We start from the raw sequence: 11,034 nt of genomic DNA, 5'->3' as shown, positions 1-11,034 counted from the left end.
GAACCGTGCCGCCGCTCGCCGTGCCGCTGGTGCCGCTGCCCACTCGGCCACCGCTGACCTCGCGGTCTGCGCCGCCGCGAACCGTGCCGCCGCTCGCCGTGCCGCTGGTGCCGCTGCCCACTCGGCCACCGCTGACCTCGCGGTCTGCGCCGCCGCGAACCGTGCCGCCGCTCTTCCTGATGCTGGTGCCGCTGCCCGCTCGGCCACCGCTGGCCCGGCCGTCGACGCCGCCGCGAATCGTGCCGCTGCTCGCCCTGTCGCTGGTGCTGCCGCCAATGTTGCCCCTGCCGTCGGCACCGCTGCTCGCCGCCGCGCCACCAGCGCCACCGATCCGATTGCCGCCGCTGACCCCTCCACTACCGCCGGCGCCGCTGTCCGACCGGCTGCTGCTTTCGCTGGTGGCCCGACCGCGGCTGCCCCTGCCCGCCCCGCCGCCGCTTGTCGCACCTCCACCGCTGCCATTGACCCGATTGCCGTCGCCGACCTCGTCGGCGGCGCCGGCCCCGCCGACAACGCCGCCAGCCGTTCCAGCGCCACGACCAGCCGTGCCGCCCACCGCACCACCGATCGGCCCACCGCCTGCGCCGCTGCCACCCGCTCTGCCGCCGGGGCCGCCGCTCGCCCTGCCGGCAGCGCCGTCGCCCGTTCCAGCGCCAGGACCAGCCGTGCCGCCGACCGCACCACCGGCCCTACCACCGCCTGCGCCGCTGCCACCCGCTCTACCGCCGGGGCTGCCGCTACCAGAACCGCCAGCCGCCCTGCCGCCGACGCCGCCGCTCGCCCGGCCAACCGTCGCACCGCCGAAGGCGCCGCGGGCCCTGCGGCCAGCGCCGCCCCGTGACTCCCACAGCACGCCCACACCCCGCGGCGGATAGGCCAGCTGGGCCTGCGCCCCGAACACCGTCAGCACCGACGGCCACACGAACACGGACGGCACCAGTACCAGGTCGCCGCCGTCGCGTACGTCATCCGCCGTGCACCAGCGCTGCAGCACCGACAGGGTGCCGTCCGCGAACGACACGTTCGCGTGCAAGTCGTTCAGCAGGCCGCCCACCCCGTCGGCGGCCAGGGAACGGGCCCTCGCGTACACCTCCGCCTCCAGCAGGCCCCTGATGCGCGGCCAATCGGGGGCGATCGCGGCCGCGAAGTACTCCCGCAGCGCCTGCGCCAAGCGTTCCGGGTCCAGCGCGGCACCGCTCTGGGCCTCGATCACGTCCGCCGGCGTGGCCGCCAGCACGGCCAGCTCCTCCTCCAGGCCCGGGAACGGGCCCGGCGGCGTCGGGGTCAGGAAATCGGGGATGTACCCCGGGGCCGGCGACACGAGCCCGGCCAGCCGCGACACGTCCAGCTGCCGCACCCGGGCCGCCCACGGCAGGTGGATCGCGTGGCCGCCCGGGTCGCGCAGCACGCGCAGGCTCGCGATCGTCTCCCACAGCGGGGAGATCGCGAACCGGATCCGGGCGACCGCGGACGCGGAGAGGCCGATCGTCACCACCGGTACAATTTAGTCTGCACTGAAACATTGGGGCCGCCCCGCACGGCGGCGGAAGAATGGCGCTCATGACCAACCGCGCCGCGGCCTTTCGGGCCCTGCACACCGCTGCCGATCCGCTCGTGCTCGTCAACGCCTGGGACGCCGCCTCCGCCCGCATCGTCGCCGCCAGCGGTGCGCCCGCCGTTGCGACCACCTCGGCCGGGGTGGCGTGGACGCTCGGGGCTCCCGACGGGGACACGCTCCCCCGGGAGCAGGCGCTCGAGCACCTCGCCCGGATCGTGCGCGCCGTGCCTGGTGAGCTGCCCGTGACCGCCGACATCGAGTCCGGCTTCGGCGCGACGCCGGCCGACGTCGCCGAGACGATCCGAGGTGTGCTCGCGGCCGGCGCCGTCGGCGTCAACATCGAGGACACCGCCCGCGAGAACAACGAAGCCGGTCTGCGCGACGTCGCCGGGCAGCAGGCCCGCATCGCCGCGGCCCGCGCCGCCGCCGACGACGCGGGCGTCGACCTGTACATCAACGCGCGCGTCGACACGTACTTCCGCGGGCGGCCCGAGGAGACCGTGGAACGGGCCGAGGCGTACCTCGCGGCCGGCGCGACAGGCATCTTCGTGCCCGGCGTCGCCGACCCCGCCACGATCGGCGCGCTGGCCAAGGCGATCCCGGCGCCGCTGAACGTCCTCGCGCAGCCGGGTACGCCGACTGTGGCCGAGCTCGCGGCGCTGGGCGTGGCCCGGGTCAGCCTCGGGTCGTGGATCGCCGAGGCCGCCTACGCGCTGGCCCGCAAGGCGGCGCGGGAGGCCTACACGGCGGGCACGTACACGTCGCTGGCCGACTCGTACGACTTCGGGGAGCTCAACGAGCTGATGGGCTAGATGTCGGTCGACCGGCTCAAGGTCTCCCACTTGGACAGCTCGTCCTGGACCCAGGCGTGATGGGCTCGGATGGCGTCGACCGCATCCGAGCCCAGGGCCAGGCGCAGCGGCGCGTCCGGCAGCGACAGCAGGGTCAGGATCGCCTGTGCCGCCTTGTCCGGGTCGCCGGGCTGGGTGCCGTCCATCGTCTCGACCGCGGCCCGGGTCGCCGCCGTCGTCTCCGCGTAGGCGGGCAGGCGCGGCGACCGGTGCAGCCCCGCGCCGCCGAAGGATGTGCGGAAGGCGCCCGGCTCCACGATGTGCACGCGGATGCCGAGGGCACCGACCTCGGCGTACAAGGCCTCGGACATCGCCTCCAGCGCGAACTTCGCGGAGCAGTAGGCGCCGAACGCCGGCATCGTCAGCTGCCCGCCCATGGAGGAGATCTGCACGACGGCGCCCTGGCCGCGGGCCCGCATGTGCGGCAGGACGGCCCGGGTCAGCGACACGGCGCCGAAGAACATGACGTCCATGAGCGCGCGCAGGTGCTCGGGCTCGATCTCCTCGACCGCGCCGACGGAGCCGTGGCCGGCGTTGTTCACGAGGACGTCGATCGCGCCGAAGCGCTCGGCGGTGAGCGCCACCGCGGCCGCGATCGAGTCCTCGTCGGTCACGTCGAGGCGGGTGCGGTCGGGGAACTCGGTCAGCGCGTCGGGGTTGCGCGCGGTCGCCATGACCCGGTCGCCCGCGGCCAGCGCGGCCCGGGCCAGCGCCGCCCCGAACCCGGACGAGCACCCGGTGATCAGCCAGTTTCGCATGCCCCCAGCCTGGCCCGCAGCGACGGACGGCGGCCAACACACGCCGCCGGGAGCGGTTACAGTCGGAGCCTGTGAGCCTTCCCGAGCTGCGCCAGCTGCGGTACTTCGTCGCCGTCGCCGAGCACCTGAGCTTCACGACCGCGGCCCGGGAGCTGCACCTCGCGCAGCAGTCGCTCTCCCAGCAGATCGCCGCCCTGGAACGTACCGTCGGCGCCCGCCTGCTCGACCGCGACACCCGCGGCACCCGCCTCACCGAGCCCGGGCGGCTGTTCCTGGCCGAGGCCCGCGCGGTCCTGGACGCCGCGGACCGCGCGGTCGCGGTGGCCCGCCGCGCCGAGTCCGGCGAGCTCGGCCGGCTCCGCCTGGGCTTCCTCGCCTCGGTCGCGAACTACATGCTGCCGCTGGTGGTGCGGGCCTGCCGCGAGCACCTACCGGACGTCGAGGTCAGCACCGCCGACACGGCGATCGACCCGCTCGTCGCCGGCCTGCGCGACGGCACCTTCGACCTGGCCTTCACCCGGCCGCCGCTCGTACCCGACCTGAACACCCGCACCCTCGCCCGGGAGCCGGTGTGCGCGGTCCTGCCGGCGAGCCATCGCCTGGCCGGGCGGGCCGCGGTCGCGCTCGCCGAGCTGGCCGGCGAGCCCTGGGTGCTGACGCCGCGGTCGTCGTGGCCGCCGTGGCACGACAAGTACGACCGCGACTTCTCCGCGGCCGGCTTCCGGCCCGATGTGGTGCAAAGGGCGGCGACGGTACCGAACCTGCTCGGTCTGGTCGCCGCCGGCGTCGGCGTCACCCGGCTCGCGGCGTCGGCGCGGACCCTGCGCGACACGGGCGTCGTGTTCGTGCCGATCGAGGGCGACGCGGCCGAGACCGTAGCCGCCTGGCACACCCTGTCCCCCGCGGCCGAGCGCCTGGTGAAGCTGCTGGCGGAGCTGTCCGAACGGGTCGACCTGACCAGCGCCGGCTAGCGGCGGCCGGCGGGGGACGCGCTCGATCGCCGCGGTCAGCCGCGCCGCGACGGACTCGGCGACGAAGAGCAGCCCGACGCGGCCCGGGCCGGCCAGGGCCGACCCCAGCTCCAGCATGAACGTCTGGGCGTCGTGGGTGGCGGCGCGGGAGCCGGACCAGCCCAGGTGCATCGACAGGATGTGGACGTGGGCAACGGCGAGCAGCGGGCCCCAGCCGAGGACGTACATCTCGGCAGCCCGGCGCCCGGCTGAACGCATTCCGCCCTTCCGGACGGTGTCCGCTCGACCGGGACGCAGGCGACAATCCGGTGGTGACGTTGCCCGTACCGTACAGCGGCGCCCCCGCCTACAACGGCCCCGACGTGCAGATCGGCGACGTCCGCGTCGACGGCGTGGCGATCTACACCCCGGTGGGCGTATGGCCGATCCGCGGCAGCCGCTGGATGGTCGTCTCCCAGCCGATCCCGATGACGACGACGGCGGGCTGGGGCGTGGGCCTGGCGGTGACGTGCGCGGTGCTGGCCGTGGTGCTGTCGATCTTCACCTGCGGGCTCAGCCTGTTCCTGCTGTTCGGCCTGCTGTTCCTGACGGCGAAGACGCACTCGATGTCGGGTCCGCTGGTCGTGTCGATCCAGTCGGGGCCCTATCACTACCTGGCCCAGGAGATCGTGTACTCGCCGATGCACGCGGCCGAGGCGATCCAGCGCGTCAACTTCGCCCAGGCCCTGGCGACGCGCTGATCAGGTCCCGACGGCGTCGTACCCGGCGAGCAGGTGCGCCCGCGTGCCCATGAGGTGCGGCTCGATGTCGCCGACCCGGGCCAGCGCCAGCCCGGCGGGGTCCAGCCCGGAGACGCGCAGCAGCAGGCCCGGCACTTCGTCGAGGATCGCCAGCCACCCGCGGCCGAGGGAGTCGCCGAGCGGCTCGTCGGGCCAGCGCGAGAACTCGCGCGGCACGCCGTCGACGGAGATCGTGACGCGCTCGGGCGCCGGGGTGGAGGCCGCGCGGAGCGCCCGCTCGACGGCGCGGCGGTCGGCCCGGGGCTCCCCCGTGGCCGCCATGCGCAGATCGATGAGCTGCGGCATGGGCGGGCCGGCGGTGGTGATCACCTCGACCCACGGGACGCGGAGGGAGTCGACCGGATCGCCGAAGAGCAGCCCGGCGTGCACGAGCCGGTCGTCCTCCCAGCCCCACGCGCCCAGGCGGCACCCGCCCGGCCACCCGGCCGGGCCGTAGAGCGGCAGCGTCGCGGCGCTGGCGCGGACGCGGCCGGCCTGCTGGTCGATCAATGCCGTGAACTCGATCCGGTTGAGTCTCCCCCCGTATCGCATGGGTCCGATCGTGCCGCATGCATGACCCCATCGGGACGACGCGGATCCCTCGGCGCAACCCCTGCCGTATGCAAATTGCGGTAAGGGGTCGTTCGCCGCCACGCACCGCACGGCCAGCGGTTACGGGCAGTGCCGGAGGGGGCGAGGGGTACCCGCGCGGTGTTCACATTGCGGACGCCCGCGTCCGATCCATGGGACCGGCAATTTGCCGGCAATCAGCGGGATTCGGGATCTTCGCCGCGTACCGCCCGGCCGCCGTCCACCGGGATCACCGCGCCGTTGACGAAGGACGCCGCCGGGGACAACAGGAACGCCACCACCGCGGCCACTTCCGCCGCGGCGCCGGGGCGGCCGAGGGGATGTATACGGCGTAGATCGGCGGTCATCCGCGCCGCCGCGGGCGAGGACAGCGACGCCAGGTAGGCGTCCGAGCGCGGGGTCTCGATCGTGCCCAGCGCCACCGCGTTCACCCGGATGCCGCGCGGGCCGTAGTCCACGGCCAGGGCGCGCGTCAGGCCCTCGATCGCCGCCTTGGCCGTGGCGTACGGCAGGGCGCCCCGCACCGGGCGCTGGGCCTGGTGGGAGCTGATGTTCACGATCGCCCCGCCCGGCCCCAGGCGCTTCACCGCCGTCGCGCAGCCCGCCACCGCCAGGGCCACGTTGGCGGTGATCAGGTCCACGACCCGCGACGCCGGCTGCTCGTGCAGCCAGGCGTCCTCGAAGACCGCCGCGTTGTTGACCCAGCCCGCCAGCGACGGACCGGCCAGGTCGGCGGCCCGCTCGGTCACCCGCTCGTCCGCCGCGTCGCCGGCCAGGGCGAGCACGCGTTCGCCGTCGGCCCACGGCGCCGGCGAGCGGTCCAGGACCACCACGCGGGCACCCGAGCCGGCCAGGTGCTCGGCGATTCCGCGGCCCACGCCGCCGGCCGCGCCGGTGACGACGTACGCCGGGGCCGCGGGGGTCAGACGACCTCTTCGATCTTGGCGGTGGCCACGTCGAAGATGAAGCCGCGCACGTCGTCGCGGTTCGGCAGCCACGGGCACTCGCGCACGGTGCGGATCGAGTTGCGCATGGTGTCGTGCAGGTCGGTGAAGCCCGGCACGTCCCAGGTCGGGACCATGCCGGTCTCGGCCAGCTGGGCGCGGAACCGCGCGTCGTCGAAGCCGTCCATGCCGCATTCGGTGTGGTGGATCAGCACGACCTCGCGGGTGCCGAGACTGCGCTGGCTGATCGCGAGGGAGCGCAGCACCTCCTCGGTCGGCAGGCCGCCCGCGTTGCGGATGAGGTGCGCGTCGCCGATCTCCAGGCCCAGGGCGCCGAAGAGGTCCAGCCGCGAGTCCATGCACGCGATGACGGTCAGGCGCAGCTTCGGGCGCAACGGGCGCGGACCCGGGAACGTCTCGGCGTAGCGCGCGTTCGCGTGGATCAGGTGGTCGATCGCGGACATAAGACCGAGTGAAGCAGATCCTTCATCCGAACGGCTGATGTGTTGGTCACACGAGGCCAAAGTCACCCCCGGCCGAAAGCGACGCAGGCCGTTAAGGTGCTTCCCGTGACTGACTGGGACGTGGCGATCATCGGCGGGGGGCCGGCGGGGCTGTCGGCCGCGTACGAGGCGGCCCGCCGGGGCGCGCGCACGGTCGTCCTGGAGAAGGCGACGCACCCGCGGTACAAGACGTGCGGTGGCGGGCTGATCGGCCATTCGGTGGCCGCGGTCGCCGATCGCATCACGATCCCGGCCGACGACCGGGTCGAGCGCGCCGACTTCACCCACGACGGCAAGGCCGCCTTCACGAAGACCGGCGGACCGCTGCTCACGATGGTGCGCCGGTCCGCGTTCGACGACGCGCTGCGGCAGGCGGCGGAGAAGGCGGGCGCGACGGTACTCCAGGCGACGCCCGCCCGCGCCGTCGAGCAGGACGAGGGCGGGGTGCGCATCCGGCTCGCGGGCGACACCGCCGTCACGGCCGCCGTCGCGATCGGGGCCGACGGCTCGTCGGGCATCACGGCGCGGCACGTCGGGGTCGAGTACGGCCAGGTCGATCTCGGCCTCGAGGTGGAGCTCCCGGTCGACCGCGCGCGCCAGGAGCAGTGGCGCGGGCGGCTGCTCATCGACTGGGGTCCGCTGCCGGGCTCGTACGCGTGGGTGTTCCCGAAGGGCGACCAGCTCACCGTCGGGGTGATCTCGGCGCGCGGGGACGGCGAGCGGACCAAGGCCTACCTGCGCTCGTTCGTGGACCGGCTGGGGCTGAGCGGGATCGAGCCCGTGCACGACTCGGGGCACCTGACGCGGTGCCGTACCGAACGATCGCCGCTGCGCAAGGGCAACGTGCTCGTCGCCGGCGACGCCGCGGGGCTGCTCGAACCGTGGACCCGGGAGGGCATCAGCTTCGCCACCCGCTCGGGCGCGCTCGCCGGGGCGGCCGCGGCGGAGGGGGACCTGCCGCGGTACGAGCGCGACATCGAGGCGACCCTCGCGCCGGCGATGCGGGCCGGCACCCGGCTGCTGGCCGCGTTCGCGCGCCATCCGCGGCTGTTCCACAACCTGCTGCGCACGCCGCCGGGCTGGCGCATGTTCGAGCGGTTCTGCCTCGGCCAGACGTCCTTCGAGGGCACGGTCGAACGTTTCCCTGTACGGCAGGCCCTGCGCCTGCTTGGGTGAGGCCATGAGGTTCCGCACGACGCTGCAGCTGAACGGGAAGACCGCGACCGGCCTGACCGTGCCCGCCGAGGTCGTCGAGGCGCTCGGCCAGGGCCGGAAGCCGAAGGTGGCGGTGACGATCAACGGGTACACGTACCGGTCGACGATCGCCGTCTACGGCGGGGTGCCGATGCTGCCCGTCGCCGCCGAGGTGCGGGCCGGCGCGGGGATCGCCGCCGGCGAGGAGGTCGACGTCGACGTCGAGCTCGATACCGCGCCGCGGACCGTCGAGGTGCCGGCCGACCTGGCCGCGGCCCTCGACGCCGAACCGCCGGCCCGGTCGCGGTTCGACGCGCTGTCGTACAGCAACCAGCGCCAGCACGTGCTCTCCGTCGAGGGCGCGAAGACCGAGGAGACCCGGCAGCGCCGCGTGGCCAAGGCCGTGGCGGCGCTACTTGACCAGAATGCCTAGCGCCCCGGCGAGGGCGGGCGCGATCTCCATGAGCTGACGCTCGTCGATCGTGGCGCCGCGCAGCGAGTCGGCCCCGTCGGCGACGTCGAGCTCGCGGGCCCCGCGGAAGTCGACCTTCTTGCAGTTCACCTGGGAGAAGCGCGCGTTGCGCAGCGCCGAGCCGGGGAACGTGACGTTTGTCAGGCTCGCCCCGGCGCAGTCGAGCTCGTTGAGCTCGCAGTCCTCGAACACGACGTCGGCGAGCGTCGCCCCGCGCAGGTTCAGGGTGTCGATCTTGCAGCCGCGGAACGTGACCCGGCGCAGCCGGGAGCTGTACGCCTGCACCCCCGCGAGCGCGCTGTCGAGTACGGCCACGTCGAGCCACTCGCCGTCGACGGCACGCACCCCGACCCACCGGTTGCGGCTGAGCCACACGTCGCTGAACCGGGCCCGCTCGAGCCCGACGCCGGTCAGGGCCGTGCCGGTGAACGCCGACTCGATGAACTTGGCGCTGGTCGCCTCGCCGCCGTCGAACACGGCGCCGTCGAAGTGCACCTCGGTGTAGTTGCCGTCGGGTTCGAGGGGCTCGCCGTCCGCGTGGCGCTGCAGGTAGGCGGCGTACGGGAGCTCCTCGAGGGACAGCGCGACCGGCATGCGGCCAGCCTATCGGCCGAAGTCGTGGATCTGGGTGGTGCGCGTCGCCCGGACGGTGCGCAGGTCGCGGGTGATCGCCGAGGCCATCATCACGACCAGGATCGCGGCGAGCTGGGCGACGGCCCGCCAGTGGCCCAGCGGGATCACGGCGAGGACCCCCACGGCGCCGGCGATGCGGTACGAGATGCCGGGAATCCCCATGAGCGACAGGAACCAGGCGTGGCCGAGCAGGAACACGGCCACGCCGGCGCTGAGGCACACGGCGCTCGCCCAGTGCAGCGGCTCGGTCGCATGGCCGACGGACAGCTCGACGCCGACGGCGGTGCCCACGATGCCGGCGAGCAGGGCGACGTGGGCGTAGCCGTAGGCGAAGACGGCGAGCCGGGCCTTGCGGGCCGGGTCGGTGACCGCGTGCAGGGCGTGCTCGGCGCGGGCCTCGTCGCCGGAGAAGTAGGTCCAGTACAGGTAGTAGGCGATGGCGAGGCCCAGCACGGCGACGGCGAGGGTGGCCGCGCCGAGGTGCACGTCGCGGAAGGCGAGGCCGATCCCGACCACCGACTCGCCGATCGCGACGATCACGACGAGGCCGTGACGCTCGGCGAAGTGGCCGGCGTTGATGGTCCAGGCGCCCATGCGCTGCAGGTACGGCGCGGCGATGATGACGGCGAGGGCCGTGCTCCACAGGCCGATGCGCCAGCCGTCGTGCAGGAAGCCGCCGACGAGGACGAGCACGGCGGCGAGGCCGTTGATCGGGGCCAGGTTCGCGATCGCGCGGCGGATCGAGATGTTGTCGTCGGCGTGCAGGAACAGCACGCTGTGCACGACGGTGACGATGAGGTACCCGACGCCGAACGCCCATCCCTCGCCGTCGAACGCCTCCGGGACGGCGAGCGAGATGACCAGGAAGCCGACCATCCCGGCGAGCAGGAGCGTGCGCCGCGTGGTGCTGCTGGGCGCGACGGCGTTGGTGAGCCAGTTGTAGCCGGCGTACATCCACCAGATCAGCCCGAGCATCAGCGCGACCTGTCCGGTGTGGGCCCAGTCGACGTGGTGCACGAGCACCGACGCCAGCTGGGTCACGGTGAACACGAAGACCAGGTCGAAGAAGAGCTCGATCGTGGAGACCCGGGGGCCGCGCGCCTCAGTCACCGGCACACAGTAGATCAGTACACCGACAACTTTTTTTGTCTTGACAAGAGAAGTTGTCGGTTCCTACAGTTGAGCCATGTTCGACGTGCAAGTCATCGAGGAGCCCCAGGCGGCGGAGGTCGCGCTCGACCCCGTGCGGGCCAGGCTGCTGGCCCTGCTGGCGGAGCCGCACTCGGCCACCAGCCTGGCCGCGCTCGTCGGGCTGCCCCGGCAGAAGGTCAACTACCACCTCAAGGCCCTCGAGACCCACGGCCTGGTGGAGCTGGTCGAGCAGCGGCGCAAGGGCAACATGACCGAGCGGGTGCTGCGGGCCACCGCGGCGTCGTTCGTCATCTCGCCGGTCGCGCTGGCGGCCGTCCAGCCCGACCCGGCCCGCTCCCCCGACCGGCTCTCCGCCCGCTGGCTGCTCGCGCTCGCCGCGCGGCTGGTCAAGGAGACCGGGCAGCTCATCACCGGCGCGGCCAAGGCCGGTAAGCCGGTGGCCACGTTCGCCCTCGACGGGACCGTGCGCTTCGCCTCGGCCGCCGACCGGGCCGCCTTCGCCCAGGAGCTCACCGCGGCCGTGGCCGCGCTCGTGGGCCGCTACCACGACGAGGACGCCCCCGGGGGCCGCGACCACCGGGTCATCGTCGCCATCCATCCGAGCATCACACCGACCGAGGAGTCCTGA

Annotated in this window: 13 protein-coding genes; 6 read left to right on the top strand and 7 right to left on the bottom strand. The window is 73.9% G+C overall.

Going from position 1 to position 11,034, the window contains the following annotated elements; translation table 11 throughout:
• On the bottom strand, positions 1–1,495 hold a 1,495-nt coding region (locus tag AB0B76_RS39245), incomplete at its 3' end, for a hypothetical protein (protein ID WP_360385223.1).
• Between the two features lie 65 nt (positions 1,496–1,560).
• Between AB0B76_RS39245 and AB0B76_RS39240 the strand changes: the two genes are divergently transcribed.
• On the top strand, positions 1,561–2,370 hold the full coding sequence (locus AB0B76_RS39240) for an isocitrate lyase/phosphoenolpyruvate mutase family protein (protein ID WP_360385221.1): 810 nt from the start codon (positions 1,561–1,563) through the stop codon (positions 2,368–2,370).
• Here the strand turns inward: AB0B76_RS39240 and AB0B76_RS39235 are convergent.
• On the bottom strand, positions 2,367–3,167 hold the full coding sequence (locus tag AB0B76_RS39235; protein ID WP_360385219.1) for an oxidoreductase: 801 nt from the start codon (positions 3,165–3,167) through the stop codon (positions 2,367–2,369). The two genes, AB0B76_RS39240 and AB0B76_RS39235, sit on opposite strands and share 4 nt — an antisense overlap.
• 71 nt (positions 3,168–3,238) lie before the next feature.
• Here AB0B76_RS39235 and AB0B76_RS39230 point away from each other — a divergent pair, with 71 nt between their 5' ends.
• Together AB0B76_RS39230 and AB0B76_RS39225 are read left to right on the top strand one after the other, a co-directional pair.
• Entirely contained in the window at positions 3,239–4,138 is a 900-nt protein-coding gene (locus tag AB0B76_RS39230) for a LysR family transcriptional regulator (RefSeq protein ID WP_360385217.1), read from the top strand.
• A gap of 311 nt (positions 4,139–4,449) precedes the next feature.
• Positions 4,450–4,878: a hypothetical protein gene (locus tag AB0B76_RS39225; protein WP_360385215.1), complete on the top strand. Its 429-nt coding sequence runs from the start codon at positions 4,450–4,452 to the stop codon at positions 4,876–4,878.
• On the opposite strand, the gene AB0B76_RS39220 is transcribed toward AB0B76_RS39225, so the two are convergent.
• The 3 genes from AB0B76_RS39220 to AB0B76_RS39210 form a co-directional block, all read right to left on the bottom strand.
• A complete protein-coding gene (locus AB0B76_RS39220; RefSeq protein WP_360385213.1) occupies positions 4,879–5,469 on the bottom strand; it encodes a hypothetical protein in 591 nt (196 codons plus the stop codon).
• A 215-nt stretch (positions 5,470–5,684) separates the two neighbouring features.
• Positions 5,685–6,434, bottom strand: a complete 750-nt coding sequence (locus AB0B76_RS39215; protein ID WP_360385330.1) for an SDR family oxidoreductase — start codon at positions 6,432–6,434, stop codon at positions 5,685–5,687.
• A complete protein-coding gene (locus AB0B76_RS39210; protein ID WP_360385211.1) occupies positions 6,431–6,916 on the bottom strand; it encodes a carbonic anhydrase in 486 nt (161 codons plus the stop codon). Before AB0B76_RS39210 ends, AB0B76_RS39215 begins: the two co-directional genes overlap by 4 nt.
• Before the next feature lie 105 nt (positions 6,917–7,021).
• Here AB0B76_RS39210 and AB0B76_RS39205 point away from each other — a divergent pair, with 105 nt between their 5' ends.
• Positions 7,022–8,131 carry a geranylgeranyl reductase family protein gene (locus AB0B76_RS39205; protein WP_360385209.1) on the top strand — a complete coding sequence of 370 codons (1,110 nt, stop codon included), beginning with the start codon at positions 7,022–7,024 and terminating at the stop codon, positions 8,129–8,131.
• A gap of 4 nt (positions 8,132–8,135) precedes the next feature.
• Positions 8,136–8,582: a YdeI/OmpD-associated family protein gene (locus tag AB0B76_RS39200; RefSeq protein WP_360385207.1), complete on the top strand. Its 447-nt coding sequence runs from the start codon at positions 8,136–8,138 to the stop codon at positions 8,580–8,582.
• Here AB0B76_RS39200 and AB0B76_RS39195 read toward each other — a convergent pair.
• Together AB0B76_RS39195 and AB0B76_RS39190 are read right to left on the bottom strand one after the other, a co-directional pair.
• The gene (locus AB0B76_RS39195) at positions 8,562–9,215 is read right to left on the bottom strand and encodes a pentapeptide repeat-containing protein (RefSeq protein WP_360385205.1); all 654 of its coding nucleotides are present in this window, start codon (positions 9,213–9,215) and stop codon (positions 8,562–8,564) included. The genes AB0B76_RS39200 and AB0B76_RS39195 overlap by 21 nt on opposite strands.
• Positions 9,216–9,224: 9 nt before the next feature.
• Positions 9,225–10,364: a low temperature requirement protein A gene (locus tag AB0B76_RS39190; protein ID WP_360385203.1), complete on the bottom strand. Its 1,140-nt coding sequence runs from the start codon at positions 10,362–10,364 to the stop codon at positions 9,225–9,227.
• A gap of 76 nt (positions 10,365–10,440) precedes the next feature.
• On the opposite strand from AB0B76_RS39190, the gene AB0B76_RS39185 reads away from it, so the two are divergent.
• Positions 10,441–11,034, top strand: coding sequence for a helix-turn-helix domain-containing protein (locus AB0B76_RS39185; protein WP_360385201.1), 594 nt, complete (start codon positions 10,441–10,443; stop codon positions 11,032–11,034).

The organism is Dactylosporangium sp. NPDC049140, assembly GCF_040648435.1.
This window is presented reverse-complemented; position numbering and strand designations above follow the sequence as displayed.

Bases quoted from the DNA above. Each gene is read 5' to 3' on its own strand.
- AB0B76_RS39240 (WP_360385221.1), top strand. From the start codon at position 1,561: ATGACCAACCGCGCCGCGGCCTTTCGGGCCCTGCACACCGCTGCCGAT.
- AB0B76_RS39235 (WP_360385219.1), bottom strand. From the start codon at position 3,167: ATGCGAAACTGGCTGATCACCGGGTGCTCGTCCGGGTTCGGGGCGGCG.
- AB0B76_RS39220 (WP_360385213.1), bottom strand. From the start codon at position 5,469: ATGCGATACGGGGGGAGACTCAACCGGATCGAGTTCACGGCATTGATC.
- AB0B76_RS39210 (WP_360385211.1), bottom strand. From the start codon at position 6,916: ATGTCCGCGATCGACCACCTGATCCACGCGAACGCGCGCTACGCCGAG.
- AB0B76_RS39200 (WP_360385207.1), top strand. From the start codon at position 8,136: ATGAGGTTCCGCACGACGCTGCAGCTGAACGGGAAGACCGCGACCGGC.
- AB0B76_RS39195 (WP_360385205.1), bottom strand. From the start codon at position 9,215: ATGCCGGTCGCGCTGTCCCTCGAGGAGCTCCCGTACGCCGCCTACCTG.
- AB0B76_RS39185 (WP_360385201.1), top strand. From the start codon at position 10,441: ATGTTCGACGTGCAAGTCATCGAGGAGCCCCAGGCGGCGGAGGTCGCG.